The 14,713-nt window shown below is 64.2% G+C and carries 12 protein-coding genes; 9 read left to right on the top strand and 3 right to left on the bottom strand.

Annotation, left to right across the window (positions count from 1 at the left end; all coding sequences use genetic code 11):
- Positions 1-19 precede the first annotated feature (19 nt).
- Positions 20-1,489: a ribosome biogenesis GTPase Der gene (der, locus tag DEVEQU_RS14205; RefSeq protein ID WP_126151261.1), complete on the bottom strand. Its 1,470-nt coding sequence runs from the start codon at positions 1,487-1,489 to the stop codon at positions 20-22.
- Positions 1,490-1,519: 30 nt separating this feature from the next.
- Entirely contained in the window at positions 1,520-2,254 is a 735-nt protein-coding gene (locus tag DEVEQU_RS14200; RefSeq protein WP_126151260.1) for a tetratricopeptide repeat protein, read from the bottom strand.
- A gap of 194 nt (positions 2,255-2,448) precedes the next feature.
- Between DEVEQU_RS14200 and DEVEQU_RS14195 the strand changes: the two genes are divergently transcribed.
- From DEVEQU_RS14195 to DEVEQU_RS14180, 4 genes are read left to right on the top strand one after another with little or no spacing between them, the layout of a single operon-like run.
- Complete coding sequence (locus tag DEVEQU_RS14195) at positions 2,449-2,727, top strand: YtcA family lipoprotein (protein ID WP_223214236.1); 279 nt, start codon at positions 2,449-2,451, stop codon at positions 2,725-2,727.
- On the top strand, positions 2,727-3,770 hold the full coding sequence (mdtN, locus tag DEVEQU_RS14190) for a multidrug transporter subunit MdtN (protein ID WP_126151258.1): 1,044 nt from the start codon (positions 2,727-2,729) through the stop codon (positions 3,768-3,770). Before DEVEQU_RS14195 ends, mdtN begins: the two co-directional genes overlap by 1 nt.
- Positions 3,751-5,742, top strand: coding sequence for an FUSC family protein (locus tag DEVEQU_RS14185; protein ID WP_126151257.1), 1,992 nt, complete (start codon positions 3,751-3,753; stop codon positions 5,740-5,742). Before mdtN ends, DEVEQU_RS14185 begins: the two co-directional genes overlap by 20 nt.
- Positions 5,742-7,262: a TolC family protein gene (locus DEVEQU_RS14180; RefSeq protein WP_126151256.1), complete on the top strand. Its 1,521-nt coding sequence runs from the start codon at positions 5,742-5,744 to the stop codon at positions 7,260-7,262. Before DEVEQU_RS14185 ends, DEVEQU_RS14180 begins: the two co-directional genes overlap by 1 nt.
- A gap of 144 nt (positions 7,263-7,406) precedes the next feature.
- Here DEVEQU_RS14180 and DEVEQU_RS14175 read toward each other — a convergent pair whose 3' ends face one another.
- Positions 7,407-8,357: a LacI family DNA-binding transcriptional regulator gene (locus DEVEQU_RS14175; protein ID WP_164550415.1), complete on the bottom strand. Its 951-nt coding sequence runs from the start codon at positions 8,355-8,357 to the stop codon at positions 7,407-7,409.
- Between the two features lie 209 nt (positions 8,358-8,566).
- Between DEVEQU_RS14175 and DEVEQU_RS20020 the strand changes: the two genes are divergently transcribed.
- Genes DEVEQU_RS20020 through DEVEQU_RS14150 form a run of 5 tightly spaced genes read left to right on the top strand, consistent with a single transcriptional unit; the run spans position 8,567 to position 14,613 of the window.
- Positions 8,567-9,676 carry a BMP family ABC transporter substrate-binding protein gene (locus DEVEQU_RS20020; protein WP_126151254.1) on the top strand — a complete coding sequence of 370 codons (1,110 nt, stop codon included), beginning with the start codon at positions 8,567-8,569 and terminating at the stop codon, positions 9,674-9,676.
- An 18-nt stretch (positions 9,677-9,694) separates the two neighbouring features.
- Positions 9,695-11,224 (top strand): ABC transporter ATP-binding protein, encoded by a 1,530-nt coding sequence (locus DEVEQU_RS20015; RefSeq protein WP_126151253.1) that lies wholly within the window; start codon positions 9,695-9,697, stop codon positions 11,222-11,224.
- Entirely contained in the window at positions 11,224-12,288 is a 1,065-nt protein-coding gene (locus DEVEQU_RS14160; RefSeq protein ID WP_126151311.1) for an ABC transporter permease, read from the top strand. Before DEVEQU_RS20015 ends, DEVEQU_RS14160 begins: the two co-directional genes overlap by 1 nt.
- Complete coding sequence (locus DEVEQU_RS14155; protein WP_126151252.1) at positions 12,285-13,208, top strand: ABC transporter permease; 924 nt, start codon at positions 12,285-12,287, stop codon at positions 13,206-13,208. The genes DEVEQU_RS14160 and DEVEQU_RS14155 overlap by 4 nt, the downstream gene beginning before the upstream one ends.
- Positions 13,209-13,227: 19 nt before the next feature.
- Positions 13,228-14,613: an ADP-ribosylglycohydrolase family protein gene (locus DEVEQU_RS14150; protein WP_126151251.1), complete on the top strand. Its 1,386-nt coding sequence runs from the start codon at positions 13,228-13,230 to the stop codon at positions 14,611-14,613.
- Positions 14,614-14,713: the final 100 nt, after the last annotated feature.

Genomic DNA, 14,713 nt, shown 5'->3' with positions numbered 1-14,713 from the left:
CACCGCCCCTCCCCCGAGATCAACCGATGCGGCGCGCGTTTTTGTCGTCGTAGGGGTTCTTGGTATTACCGCGAATCCACAGGCGAATGGGCGTGCCCGGCAGGTCGAAGGCTTCGCGCAGGCCGTTGACGAGGTAGCGCTGATACGAGGCCGGCACGGCATCGGGGCGCGAGGCAAAGATGATGAAGCTGGGCGGACGGGTCTTGGCCTGCGTCATGTAGCGCATCTTGAGCCGGCGGCCGGAAACGGCCGGAGGCGGATGGCTCTCGAGCATGCCGGCCAGCCAGCGATTGAGGCGGGCGGTGGAAACGTGGGCGTTCCAGCTGCGCTCGATGGCGAAGATGGCGTCCATCAACCGGTCGATATTCTTGCCGGTGAGGCCCGACAGGGTCACCAGCGGGATGCCCCGCAGCTGCGGCAAGAGGCGCTCGCAGGCCTCGCGCAGCTCGGACAGCGCCTTGTTCTTGTCCTCGATCAGGTCCCACTTGTTGAGGGCGATGACCATGGCCCTGCCCTCGCGCTCGACCAGATCGGCCAGCGCCAGGTCCTGCTTTTCGAAGGGGATGGTGGCGTCGAGCAGCAGCACGACGACTTCGGCATATTGGATGGAACGCAGGCTGTCGCCCACAGCCAGCTTTTCGAGCTTCTCCTGTACGCGGGCGCGGCGGCGAATGCCGGCGGTGTCGACTAGGTTGATGGTGCGGCCTTCCCATTCCCACGGCACGAGAATGCTGTCGCGGGTAATGCCGGCCTCGGGGCCGACGAGCACGCGGTCTTCGCCCACCATACGGTTGACCAAAGTGGACTTGCCGGCATTGGGACGGCCGACAATGGCGACGTTGAGGTGGCGGCGCGGGTTCCAGCGCAGCGTCGCCTCGTCGCCCTCGCCTTCGAGCATGTCCGGGGTGATGTCGACATCGACCTCGGGCAGCATATCGAGATCGGCAGCTGCCTCAGCTTCGGCAGCGGCGTCGCTGGCCTTCTTTTCCTCGGCCTTGTCAATGGCGGCGGACACGATGGAATAGAGCTCGGAAAGGCCCAGCCCATGCTCGGCCGAGAGGGCGATGGGTTCGCCGAAACCAAGCTTGAAGGCCTCTACGAGGCCAGCTTCGGCCGATTTGCTCTCTGCCTTGTTGCCCACCAGATGCACATGCTTGCCGGCCTTGCGCAAAACCTGGGCAAAGCGCTGGTCGAGCGGCACGACGCCGGCGCGGGCGTCAATCATGAACAGGATGATGTCGGCTTCGCGGATGGCCAGCTCGGTCTGCTGGCGCATGCGGTCCTCAAGACTACCGTCGGTGACGTCTTCATAGCCGGCGGTATCGAGCACGCGGAAGCTGAGATCGGCAATGTGGCCTTCGGCTTCGCGGCGATCGCGGGTGACGCCGGGCGTATCGTCGACCAGCGCGATCTTGCGGCCAACCAGGCGGTTGAACAGCGTCGACTTGCCGACATTGGGGCGGCCGACAATGGCGAGTGTGACCGTCATGGCCGGTATCCTTCCGCCGCTATACTGCGACTATTCGGCCGCAGGCGCGGCTTCGCCCTGCACGGCGGCGTCAATGGCATCGGCAGCCACTTCGGCATCGGTGGGGGCGGTGGTGACGCCATCCGACAAGAGCTGGCCGAGATAGTAGGCCATGCGATTGCGCGTCGGGGTCTGGGTCAGCGGGTCGTTGAGCACGGCCTCGAAGCTGGCCTGAGCGGCGGCGAAATCGCCGGCCTTGTACTGGGCGAGGCCGAGGCGCTCGCGCGCGACGCGGCGCAGCGGACTATCGTCGCTGGCGACGGAGGCAATACGGGTTTCAACATCGGCCAGGGTGCCGGTATCGACCAGGATATTGGCCGCCAGCACCAAAGCCAGTTCGCGCAGGCGCGGATTGGACTGTGCATTGGCCAGCGCGTCATATTCCGCCACGGCGCCGGCGCTGTCGCCCTGCTCGGCGAGCAGCGCGGCACGACGGAAGCCGGCCAGTACGGCGTAACCGCCCGAACCGTTGGCGAGTGTATCGAGCTGGGCCTGCGCCCCGGCGAGATCGCCCGCATCGGCGGCGTTGAGCGCGGCGTAGTATTCGTCCGAGGCCTTAGCCGACTGGCTATTGCTATACCAGGCCCAGCCCTCGTTGATCGCAACCAGGGCCACGATGGCGATGGCGCCGCCAATTACGAAGGGGGCAAAGCGACGCCAAAGCGCCCGCATCCGGTCGGAGCGGAGCTCTTCATCGACTTCGCGAAAGATATTGTCCTGCGACATGGCCAGCCTGAACCAATTCGTTCCAAATTTGGCGCAGCTTTATCACGCGCACCCGCGAATGCAAACCGCAGGGCGGCTTGATCACCGCAAACTGGTCGAGCACCCTGTTTAGGAGTAAGAGCGGGCCAACGGGCCGTGGCTTCGCCTGCTTTCGGGCAATGCGACGGCCGGGCGGTTTGGTAAAGGAGTGCACGGTGAAATCTCAGCGGTTCGGGGCATTGGCCCTTGTCGCCCTGCTGGTGCAGGGATGCAGCAGCAGCGCTGCGCGTGCACCCTCGATTTCGGTGTTCGGCTCGTTCTTTCCGGCCTGGGTGATCTGCGCAGTGGGTGGAATCGTGCTGGCCGTCGCCATCCGGGCGCTGTTCATCGCCACCCATATCGACGAGCACCTGCCGGCGCCGCCGCTGGTCTATCTCTGCCTGTCGATCAGCTTCGGCATTGGACTCTACATGCTCTGGACGGGGACGGTTTGATGCGCCCGATCATCGGAAAAATCCTCGGCTACGCCATCTTCGCGCTCACCGCCTTCATGATCTTTCTGGCCTGGAGCAATGGCCTGGCCAATCCGCGCTCCGACGTCGCCGAGATCGAGGCGCCGGTGGTGCAGATTTCCTCCAACGTGCCGGGGCGGATCATTTCCATCGCGGTGCACAACAATCAGGCGGTCAAGCAGGGCGATGTGCTGTTCCAGATCGACCCCGAGCCCTATCAATTGCGTCTGGACCAGGCGCAGGCAGAATTACGCGCGGCGCAATCGGAACTGGCGCAGGGTGAGCGCAATATCGCCACCGAACAGTCCAATGCCGATGTGGCGCAGAAACAGATCGAGCGGGCGCAATTCAATGCCGACCTGGCCAAGCAGACGCTGGACCGGCTGACGCCGCTGCTCGACCGGGGCTTCGTGACCGCGCAGCAGGTCGACCAGGCCCGCACCGCCTATAATGACGCGCTTGTGAGCCTCGAACAATCGCTGCAGCAGTCGCAGGGCGCGAGCCAGGTGATCGGCACGCTGGATACGCGACAGGCGCAGGTCGACACCGCTCAGGCCACAGTGGCGCTGGCGCAGCGCGATCTCGACAATACCACGGTGCGCGCGCCGTTCGACGGCATCATTTCCGGGCTCACCATGCCCGCCGGGCAATATGTGATAACCGGCCAGACCGTTTTCGCCATGATCGACACCGCGCAATGGGAAGCGGTGGCGTTTTTCCGGGAAACGGAATTGCCCAATATAGCGGTCGGCGACAGCGCCGAGATATTCATCATGGCCAATTCTCAGGTCACCGTGCGGGGCAAGGTATCGGCCATTGGCTGGGGCGTGCGCTCAGCCGACGCTGCCACTCTCCTGGGCCTGCCGATCATCTCCAATTCGCTCAACTGGGTGAAGGTTGCCAAGCGTTTCCCGGTCTATGTCGAAATCGAGGATCCACCAGCGGACCTGATGCGCGTCGGCGCGTCGGCCATCGTGGTGGTCACCGGTCACGCGGACGCCGAACATGTCGCGGCCGAACACTAGGCGGGGCCTGTTCGACATCGTCGCCGAGGACTTGCGGCCACGAGAGGGGCGGCTGGGCGCTGCCTTGCGCATGGCGCTGTGCTGCGTGCTGGTGGTGGCGTTTTCAATGAGCCAACAGGTGCCGGAGGCGGCCCTGTCCTGCTACCTGATCTTTTTTGCCAGTCGCGACAATGCGGCAAGCGGCATCCTGATCGGCCTGGGCCTCATCGTCGCGGCGACTGTGGGCATCGGGCTGGGTCTGCTGTTCCTGCAGATCGCCTCGGACGAGCCGATGCTGCGCCTGGCGCTGATGGCCGGCTTTACCTTTGCCGGCATGTATTTTTCCGTTGCCACCAAGGCCGGTCCGATCGCCGCGACAGTGGGATTCGTCTTCGCATTCGTGATGACGCTCAACGACTTCGTGCCCATTCCTGAACTGATGTCGCGGGCGCTGAGCTGGATGTGGGTGGTGGTTTTCGTGCCCATGGCGGTGCTGGTGCTGGTCAATGCGCTGATCGGCCCCAATTCGGCAAGGTTGGTGCGGCAGGCCGTGGCCAGGCGCTTGCTGGCCAGCGCGGCGCTGTTGCGGCGCGAAGAGGGTGCTTTTGAACGAGCCGACGCGCTGCTCCGCGAAAGTGTTGGCGCGTTGGCCTCGCCGTCGCGGCTGGGCGCAGCGTTCGGATTCCAGGGCAAGGACGAGGCAGCAAGGCTCAACGTTCTGCTGCCACAGGCGCAGGAGCTGCTGGCGCTGAGCCTGAGCGCCGTTGCCGATCAGCGGCTGGCCACTGGAATCGAGCAGTTGGCGCAGCGCATCGAGCAGCGCGACACGACGCGCCACCACGCGCCGCTCGTCGCCGATACCCGCGCGGCGCGCCCCCTCGCCGCGACCGCTGACGCGATGGACCGCATCTGGTGTGGCGCGATGGCACTGCCCGCGCGCCCTGCTTCGGCGCCCAAAGAGCCTGCCGATACCTTTACCAATCCCGCTTACGCGCAGTTCGCGCTCAAGACCTTGCTGGCGGTGTTCATCACCTATGGCATCTACACCGCCGGCGGCTGGTTCGAAATCCATACGGCAATGATCACCTGCTTCTACGTGGCGCTGGGGACGACCGGCGAGACCCTGCACAAGGCCAGCCTGCGTATTATCGGGTGCCTGGTCGGTGCGGCCATGGGCATTGCCAGCATCGTGTTCCTCATGCCCCACATGACCGATATCGGGCATTTGCTGCTGCTGGTGGCGGCGGGAAGTTTTGTGGCGGCCTGGGTATCGAATGGATCGAGCCTTATCCAATATGCCGGCTGGCAGATGGCGCTGGCCTTTTTCCTCTGCGTGCTGCCCGGCTTCGGGCCGAGCTTCGACACCCACGTCGCCACCAACCGCATTCTCGGCATTCTGATCGGCAATGTGGTGGTGACCATCGTCTTCCTGTGGCTGTGGCCGACCAGTGTCTCCAGCAGCGTCGGCGCCCATCTGGCCAATGGCATCGCCGGACTGGCAAGGGTGCTGAAACGCTCGGCTGGCGGATTGGCGGCGGCCATTGCAGAATTCGATGCTGCGGGACGACTGGCCAGACTTTCTGCCTTCGAGCCGTCGCGGTTGCGCGCCTCCTCGCCCATCCTGCCCCATGCCGCCGCCATCCTCGACGCCGGCCACCGGGCCATGCCTGACATTGCGCGGCTGCAGACCTTGCGTGCCGAACCACGCTACCTCTTCGGCGCGCCACGCCGTGTCAAAGCGGCAACGCTTGCACAGGAAGCGTCCAGCAGTGGGTTTTTGGCGGTGGCGTCAGAGGCTATCCTCAAACCCGAACCCGAGGCCCGGACCATGCTTGAGCAGTCGCTGCACATTTCCTTCCAGACGCTGGGGCGGCTCGAGCATATGGCTGAAACCGCGCCACGCCGGGCGCCCTGGCGAAGCGATCTGGTTGCGGCCGCCCATACCCATCGCAAACTGCTCAAGGGCTTTGCCACGACGCTGGAGGCCATGTGATGGGCGGACGCAGTTTTATACACCTCGGCGCACTGGCCATAATGGCTCTGGGGCTGGCGGCGTGTTCGAGCTCGGCACTGAAGCTGGCGCCAGCCAGCGCCACGACGCCTTATCAGGGCATGGCGGGGCAAGCGGCCGTCGACACCGGCAGCCGTGATTTTGGCGTCGCCGCCGACCCGACCATGCCGATTGCCATCGCAACCCCGAAGCTGGATTCTTCACGCAGCTACAGCCTTCCCGAGCTCATCAATATCGCGCAATTGTCGAGCCCGGTGACGCGGGCCGCCTGGGAGCGTGCGCGAGAAGCTGCTGCGGCCACGGGCATTGCCGAGGCCACCTATCTGCCGGTGCTGACCGCCGATGTGCTGGCCGGCTATGCGGTGACCTCCAATACCGCACCGGGCATCGATGCCGGGATCATCAGCGTGCCCAATGGCACCATCACCACGTCGGGTGGGCAGCTCGTGCCGTCGCTGGCAATCAAATGGCTGCTGTTCGATTTCGGTGCGCGCGACGCGGCGCTGGCCACAGCGCAGCAATTGTCGTTCGCGGCCAATGTGGGCTTCAACGCCACCCACCAAAAGCTGATTTTCGACGTCGCCAACGCCTATTATCAATATAGCGCCGCAAGGGCACAAAGCCGTATCGACCGCGAGGCTCTCGACAATGCCAAGGTGGTGCTGAGCGCCGCCGAAGCGCGCCTCAAGCAGGGCGTGGCCACCACAATGGAGGTGGCGCAGGCCAAGCAGCAGGTGGCGCAGGCCCAGTTCGACCTGACCCAGGCCAGCGGCCATGAACGCGGCAGCTATTCCATGCTGCTCGGGGCCATGGGAATATCCCCCACCACCAGCATCAAGGTGCAGGATCTGGGTGGCAAGCCCCTGCCCCGCCAGGTGCCCGCCAATCTCGATAGCCTGATCGTCACCTCGCTGCAGCGGCGGCCCGATGTGCAGGCCTCCTTCGCGCAGATGAAGGCCAGCGAGCAGGGCATTCTGGCGGCACAGGCGGAATTCCTGCCCAAGATCGCGGTGTCGGCGACGGCAAACCGGGTGATCGGCAATTATTCGGTCAGCGACTCGCGCCTGTCGTCCTCGGCGAACCTTGAGGTCAACCAGCCCAATGCAGCGCTGCTGCTTGGCGTCACCATGCCCATCTTCGATGGCGGGATGCGCGATGCTCGGCTCGATTCCGCCCGCGCCAATGCGGCGGCGTCGCAGCAGGATTTTGCCCGGTTGCAGAATACGGCAGCGCAGGAAATCGTGGTCGCCTATGACGTATTGCGCACCAGCCTATCCGGCCATGCCGCCGCCAGCGAACTGGTGTCCGCCGCGCGCACCAATTACGACGCGGCGCTTGAATATTATCAGAACGGACTGGGCACACTGGCGGATGTCAGCGTCGCACAGACCGGCCTGCTCAAAGCGCAATATGCCCAGGCCCAGGCCCGCAGCAACGCCTTTGCGGCGGCCGCAACCCTGGCCTTCGCGACGGGGACGATGACAAGCGCCGGCTCGCTTTAGAGCGTTTCAAAATGGTGTTAAAGCGGCTCTAGCATCCCCTCCCCAAAGGGAGAGAGGCGAAATTGCCCTGAGCCCGCCTCGGTTTGAAATGATCCAGGCGCCTCCGGGGTGCCGCTAGTCGAGGCACAAATGCCGGGGTTGCCGCTAGTCGACGGCCTTTGTGCTGGTGCGCACCACCAGCTCAACGGGCAGCCGTTCAACCGTTATTGGCATGCTGGTGCCCGATATCCGCTCAACTAGCAGGTCCACGGCCCGTTCGCCCAGAACGTTGAGCGGCTGGCGCACCGTGGTCAGGCTGATCAAGGGCCAGCTGCTCCACTGCATGTCATCGAAACCGATGACTGAAACGTCGTCCGGCACGCTCAATCCCAGACTTTTCAAGGCACTGAGTGCAGCGATGGCGACGAGATCATTGACGCAGACGATGACGCTGACCTCGCGTCGCGCGATCGCGGCCACCGCAGCGTCCGGCAGCTGCGGCACGAGATCGACCTGGATTTCCCAGACCAGATCCAGTCGTTCCCCGGCTCCCTGCACGAAGCCATCGCGGCGTTCGCGATTACTGGTGTGTTCCTGGAAGCCCGACAGGAGTCCCACCCTGCGGTGGCCAAGCCCAACCACATGCTCCGCCATCAGCCGGCCGCCGGTGATGTGGTCGGCCATGACGCCATCGAGCCCAGGGAATGGCGCGTCCAGCGAAACCATCGGTAATTGCGGCGGTGTCGCCAGGGGAAAGCTCGGATGCAAAAGCGCGACGACGCCATCAATGCCATGCCGCCCCAAGGTCTCGATGACTTCGAGCTCGCGCATGGGCTCGTTGCCGGAATCGATCACGACCGTCGCATAGCCATGGTGTGCGGCACGCCGCTGCACGGCCTGGGCTATCTCGGGGAAGACCGGGCTGGTGAGCGTGGGCAGAATGCAGCCGATCAGATGGTGGTGACCGGTCTTGAGAGCGCGCGCGGCATTGTTGCGGGAATAGCCGATCTCGGTGGCGGCACGACGCACCAGAGCGTCCACTTCCGGGGTGACTTTGTTGAGCCCGTTCAGCACGTAGGAGACGGTGGCAGAAGATACGCCCGCCGCCTTCGCCACATCTTTGATCGTTGGACTTCGTCGTCGGCTCATTGCATCACCCCGCTGATACCCCTTGGCGGAAAAATCCCGCGTCGCCAAGTCTGGTTGAATGTCCGTCACGACGCCCCTTGACAGAACCCCGGGCCACCGACTTATCATTTACACGATTAAACGACTGCTATGCGGCCGTTTCAAGAGAATGCCAAAAGCACCAGGGGAGGTTCATCATGGTCAAGGCGAAAAACGGAACTCATGCGCGCCGCGCGCTTCTCGGCTTGGTCAGCGTGGCGACCTTGCTCGTCGCGACACAGGCAGGCGCCATGGCGCAGGACAAGATCCTGCTGCTGATCAACGGCGCCCTGGGCGACAAGTCGTTCTTCGATTCGGCCAATCGCGGCCTTGAGCAGATCAAGGCCACCTATGGCGACGATGTCGAAACCCGCGTTCTCGAGATCGGCGACGATCCGACCGGTTGGGAACCGGCCCTGCTTGAAGTCTCGGAACAAGACTGGGACCTGATCATCGGCGGCACCTTCTCGCTGTCGGAAACCCTGGGCGACGTGGCCGAGCTCTATCCTGACAATAAGTACATTCTCTTCGACGCCTCCCTCCCCTATGACGGCGGCGCTTATGCCAATGTCTATTCCATACAGTACAAGCAGAACGAGGGCTCCTATCTCGGTGGCATTCTCGCCGCCAGCCTGCTGCAGAATGGTCTGCCGGACGGCACGGGCAAGAATCTCGGCTTCCTCGGCGGCATGGATATTCCGGTGATCAACGACTTCCTCATCGGCTATATTGCCGGTGCGCAGTCGGTGAACCCGGACGTCAAGGTTTCCGTCTCCTATGCCGGCTCGTTCACCGATGCTGCCAAGGGCAAGGAACTCGGCTTGGCGCAGTACCGCGCCGGCGTCGGCATCGGCTTTATTGCCGCCTCGCAGGCCGGGCTGGGCCAGGTATCGGCTGCTGCAGAAACCAACCAATACGTCCTCGGCGTCGACTCCGACCAGGAGGCCATTTTCGCCGAAAGCGATCCGGCGCTGGCCAGCCGCGTCGTGAGCTCGGTACTCAAGAATGTCGATGTCAGCCTGGTGCGGGCCTATGAAATGTACCGCGAGGGCAAATTGCCCTTCGGCACCGCCGAAACCGTAGGCCTGGCGGAAGGCGCTGTCGGCATCGTCGAAACCGGCAATTTTGAAAAACTGGCATCGCCCGAAACCGTTGCTGCAATCGAAGCCGCCAAGGCCGCCATTGCGGCGGGCGAAATCCAGGTGCCCACGGCCTTCGGCATGGATAGCGCCGCCATTGCCGCGACGCGTGACAGCGTTCGCCCATAAACCAGGACGATTGTGCAGATGACGTCGCCCGTTCCGATCGTTGTGTTCGAGAAGGTCTCCAAGACCTATCCGAACGGCACGGTGGCCCTCAATGATGCCACTTTCGACATTCGCAAGGGGTCGATCCACGCCATCTGCGGCGAAAACGGCGCGGGCAAATCCACGCTGATGAAGATCCTGTTCGGCCTTGAGCCCCACAGCGCCGGACAGGTTCTTCTAGACGGTGCCGCCGTCGATACGGCGGCACCCGACTTTGCCGGCCGCAACGGTATCGGCATGGTGCACCAGCATTTTTCGCTGGTCGCGCCACTCACCGTGACCGAGAACATCATTCTGGGTCACGAACCGCGTGCGGGCGTCTTCATCGACCGGCGTCGCGCCCGGGAGCAGGTCATCGAGCTGAGCAACCGCTACGAGCTCGATGTCGCTCCCGATGCGCGCATAGAAACCCTTTCGGTCGCGGCCCAACAAAAGGTCGAAATTCTCAAGGCGCTGGCGCGCCAAACGCGCCTGCTCATCCTTGATGAACCGACTGCCGTGCTGTCGCCGCCGGAAATCGAAGAGTTGTTCGTCCGCTTGCGCGCCCTGAGGGACAGCGGCATCACCATTCTCTTCATCTCGCACAAGCTGCACGAAGTGCGCGCCCTGGCCGATATGGTCACGGTGCTGCGCGCCGGCAGTGTGGTCGCGACATTGCCGCTGGCCGAGGTCAGCGATGCCGAAATCACCCGCATGGTGATGGGCCGCGATATCGAGATCGTCCGCCGCGAGGCTGGCGCATCCGGCGGTGCGCCGCTGGTGGAGATCGCTGATGTGACGACGCAGACACGTGACACTGCCGATCGGCTGAGCAATATCTCACTGAAGATCGGCGCCAACGAGATCGTCGGCATTGCCGGCGTGGATGGCTCAGGCCAGCGCGGCCTCGTGGCCCTGCTGAGCGGGCAGATGCGGGCAAGCACCGGCTCGATCCGCTTCGAGGGGCAGGCCATGGACAAGGCCAGCATCGCCGAATGGCGAAAGTCCGGGCTGGCCTATCTACCTGCCGATCGGTTCACACAGGGCGGCACACCCAGCCTGACGCTGATCGACAATGCCATTGCCGGCACCGATGGAGACCGCGGCCTGCAATGGGGCCCCTTCCTCAGGCGCGGCGCGATCCGCAAGCATGTCGGTGCCATGGTTCGCACGTTTGCCGTGCGCATGCGTGGCATCACCGAAAGACTGGATTCCCTGTCCGGCGGCAATGCGCAAAAGCTGATCGCGGCTCGCGAACTGGCCGGCTCGCCGCGCCTGCTCATCGCCGATCAGCCGACGCGCGGCATCGACGTGGCGTCGGCTGCATTCCTGCATTCCCGCATCGATGCCGTCGCCCGCTCGGGCGCCGCCGTGCTGCTGGTCACCGCAGACCTCGACGAACTTCTGAGATTGGCCGACCGCGTTGTGGTGCTCTTCAATGGGCGCATCGTGGCCGACCTGCCCAATGCTGCCGGCCTGACCCCGGCAGCATTGGGCCCCTACATGCTCGGACTGGAGCAGGCCGCATGATCCGTTCAGCCCTTGCCGGCCTTACAGAATTTGCTCTGACAGCACTGGTCATCGCCGTGGTGATCCTGGCCGTGCTGGTTCCCGTCGCGTTGTCGCAACCCGACCCGGCGCAGGTCCTCGGCCTCTTTCTTCTTGGGCCTTTTGGCACGATGCGCCATCTTGGCAACGTCTTGGAACTCGCCACGCCTACCATGCTGACAGGCCTTGCCGCGACACTGATCTTCCGGGCCGGCAGTTTCAACCTGGGCGTCGAGGGGAGCTTCTTCCTGGGTGGCATTGCGGCCACGGCGGCGGCCCTGTTCCTGCCCCTTACCGGCATGATCGCTGCCCCCATTGCCATTCTCGTCGGCGCGCTGGTCGGGTCATTCGCCTGCTCGGTGCCTGGCTATCTCAAGGTCCGCTTCGGCGCCTCCGAAATGGTCAACTCGCTCGTGCTCAACTTCGCCTTCCTCTATGCCGGCATCTTCATCCTGAACTACTACCTGCGCGATCCCAATGCCGGGGCACTGATGTCCCACCGGTTGCCGGGCGATTTCACCCTTGAGCGCCTGATGGCGGGAACGCGCTTGCATACCGGTGTGATCGTGGCTTTCGCGGCCTGCATCATTGGCGGCATCTGGCTCTATGGTACCCGGGGCGGCCTCAATCTGCGCATTGTCGGCGCCGGCCCCGGATTTGCCCAGCATCTGGGCCTCAATAGCGGCGCTCTCGTCATGCGCGCACAGATCATTGGCGGGCTCGTGGCCGGCATGGCGGGCGCCATCGAGGTGCTCGGGCTCTACAACCGCTTTTCCTGGACCGCCCTGCCCGGCCACGGCTGGACCGGCATCACCATCGCCATCCTGGCGCGCGAAAACCCCTTCCTCGTCATCCCGGCCGCCTTGTTCCTCGCCTATCTGCAGGTGGGTGGCGACATGCTGGCGCGCAACCTGGCTGTCCCGAGCGAAGTCGTCGGCCTCGTCACCGCCGCCATTATGCTGGTGGTCACCGCCACCGCCATTTTCCGCCATCCCGCCTTCCTGCGGCTGATCCGCGACATCAAGGGCCAGGAGCAGGCACTATGAGCGACGCCATCTGGTCCTCGATCTCCGATCCGGCACTGTTCGCCACCGTGCTGCGGGTGATGACACCGCTGCTGCTCGCCGCTCTTGGCGTGCTGATTTCCGACCGTGCCGGCGTGCTCAATATCGGCATGGAAGGCATGATGCTGTCCGGTGCCCTGGTCGGGGTGCTGGCCAGCGCCTGGACCGGCACGCCGATGATCGGGCTCCTTGCCGCCATCGCCTGTGGTGCCGCGCTTGGCGCGCTGATGGCCATGGCGATCAATGGGCTGGGGACGCATTTCATCATCACCGGCATCGCGCTCAACCTGGCTGCGGCCTCGGCGACGACCTTGGGCCTGTTCCTGGCCACCGGCGACAAGGGCATGTCCGGCGCCCTGCAAAGCGGCGTCCTGCCCTCCATCCATATTCCGCTGCTGCGGGACATTCCCGTTCTCGGCAGCCTGCTCTCGGGTCACCACATGCTGACCTATCTGGCCATTGCCTGCGTGCCGCTTATCTCGATCATGCTGGCGCGGACGCCGTTCGGACTGCATATCCGCGCCGTCGGTGCCGACCCCAAGGCGGCTGCCGCGGCGGGCATATCCCGTAATCGCACCCAACTTTTCGCGCTCATGATCTCCGGCGCGTTCGGTGGCGCCGCCGGCGCCTATCTCTCGATGGGCTATGTGAGCTGGTTCGCCCAGAACATGACGGCCGGCCGCGGCTTTATCGCCATCGCCGCCGAGGTGATGGGCATGGGCACGGCCTGGGGCACATTTGCAGCCGCTGCCGTGCTTGCCGTCGCCGAAACGACTGCCATCACCATGCAGGCCCTCGGACTGCCCAACGAGCTGATGCAGATGATCCCCTATATCGTGCCGGTGATCGTGCTCACCGTCTATGCCGCGCGCCGACAGGCCAAGGCCCGCACCCATTCCTGAACCATCAAGGACGAGACCAATGAAAGCCTGGGAACTTACCCGCGACCTCCTGCGCAACACCAAGCCGGTGGTGCGCAGCGCCGAGGAGCAAACCTGGGACGCCAGCGCCGTGATGGCTGCTGGCGATGCGATGCTGGCCATGTTCTGGAAGAGCAATGTGCCAGGCTCGGCCGCGCCCGAATGCCTGATGGCCGGCGCCTTGCAGTCGCTGGAGAGCAAGGGCTACGTCCTCGCGCCGTACCACGACTTGCTGGCCGATGGCCTCAAGGCGGTCGATGCGGCCGATTTCGAACAGCTTTACATGATCGATATGCGCCTGCGCGCCATCATGCAGGCGGCCAAGCCCGATCCCGAGCATGCCTCTCAAAAGACCCTGCGCTACCAGAGCTGGGCGGAGTTCGACGCGGCGACCCATTGGCCCGAAGACGAGGCCGTCGATGTCGCCGGGGCCGATTTTGCCGACCAGACCCGCGCGGCCTGGCTGGGGCAGCTGGTCGGCGCGGCAGCGGGTACGGCGCTCGAGGGCTATACGGCGGAAAATATCGCTGACGTCTTCGGCCCTATCCGCGACTATGTGCGCGAACCCAACACCTATAACGACGACATTACGTTCGAGCTCGCTTTCCTCGAGGCCTATCGCGAAAAGGGCGCTGCCATTACCGGTGCCGATATTGCGGCGCGCTGGACCGGCATGATCCCCATGGGCTGGTCGGCGGAAGGCATTGCGCTCAACAATATCCGCCGCGGTATCATGCCGCCGGTCAGCGGCTGGCTCGAAAACCCGTTCGACGAATGGATCGGCGGCCAGATGCGCGGCACCATTTGCGGCATGGTTGCGCCGGGTCGCGCCCGCGAAGCCGCCCGCCTTGCCTATATCGACGCGGAAGTATCCGCCGCCGGCAATGGCATCCTGGGGGAGGTATTCAACGCCGTGCTGGCCGCGCGTGCCTATACACTTTCGGACACTCAGGACCTGCTGGTCTCAACCTGCGCGCTGTTCTCCACCGCGACCGAATATGGCGCCGTGCTGGCCTTCGCGCTCGATGCGTGCCGCAATTCCCCTGACTGGCAGACGGCCTGGGCCAAGTGCGATGCCGAATATATCGAATATAACTGGATCCACGTCTATCCCAATGCCGCAGCCCAGGTGGTGGCCCTGTGGTTCGGCGAGGGCGATTTCGATCGGACACTCGAGATCATCTGCGGCATTGGCCACGACGTTGACTGCAATGCCGCGCAGATGCTTTGCGTGCTGGGCATCCAGAAGCGCAGCAGCGTGATTGCGGAACGCTGGTACGCACCGCTGATCAAGGACGACATCGTCACATATATGCGCCGCCCGGCAAAGATCGCCTTTGACGACCTCGTCCAACAAACCCTGGAAGCGGCCGCAATCGGCCGCTGATCATCGTGGCGCTGCGGTCGGCATGGCGCTGACCGCAGCTTCTTAGCCCAATCTGGGCTTTTGCCAGCCGCCGCTCACGATCGGTGTCGCTGCCCAGTCT

The sequence above is a fragment of the Devosia equisanguinis genome (assembly GCF_900631955.1).
Lineage (GTDB): Bacteria > Pseudomonadota > Alphaproteobacteria > Rhizobiales > Devosiaceae > Devosia > Devosia equisanguinis.
The sequence above is the reverse complement of the archived record's forward strand: the minus strand, read 5'-3'. Positions and strand labels throughout refer to the sequence as shown.

What these genes read in the sequence shown, in the direction of transcription:
- der (WP_126151261.1), bottom strand. Translation starts at nt 1,489, where the DNA reads ATGACGGTCACACTCGCCATTGTCGGCCGCCCCAATGTCGGCAAGTCG.
- DEVEQU_RS14200 (WP_126151260.1), bottom strand. Translation starts at nt 2,254, where the DNA reads ATGTCGCAGGACAATATCTTTCGCGAAGTCGATGAAGAGCTCCGCTCC.
- mdtN (WP_126151258.1), top strand. Translation starts at nt 2,727, where the DNA reads ATGCGCCCGATCATCGGAAAAATCCTCGGCTACGCCATCTTCGCGCTC.
- DEVEQU_RS14185 (WP_126151257.1), top strand. Translation starts at nt 3,751, where the DNA reads ATGTCGCGGCCGAACACTAGGCGGGGCCTGTTCGACATCGTCGCCGAG.
- DEVEQU_RS14180 (WP_126151256.1), top strand. Translation starts at nt 5,742, where the DNA reads ATGGGCGGACGCAGTTTTATACACCTCGGCGCACTGGCCATAATGGCT.
- DEVEQU_RS20020 (WP_126151254.1), top strand. Translation starts at nt 8,567, where the DNA reads ATGGTCAAGGCGAAAAACGGAACTCATGCGCGCCGCGCGCTTCTCGGC.
- DEVEQU_RS20015 (WP_126151253.1), top strand. Translation starts at nt 9,695, where the DNA reads ATGACGTCGCCCGTTCCGATCGTTGTGTTCGAGAAGGTCTCCAAGACC.
- DEVEQU_RS14155 (WP_126151252.1), top strand. Translation starts at nt 12,285, where the DNA reads ATGAGCGACGCCATCTGGTCCTCGATCTCCGATCCGGCACTGTTCGCC.
- DEVEQU_RS14150 (WP_126151251.1), top strand. Translation starts at nt 13,228, where the DNA reads ATGAAAGCCTGGGAACTTACCCGCGACCTCCTGCGCAACACCAAGCCG.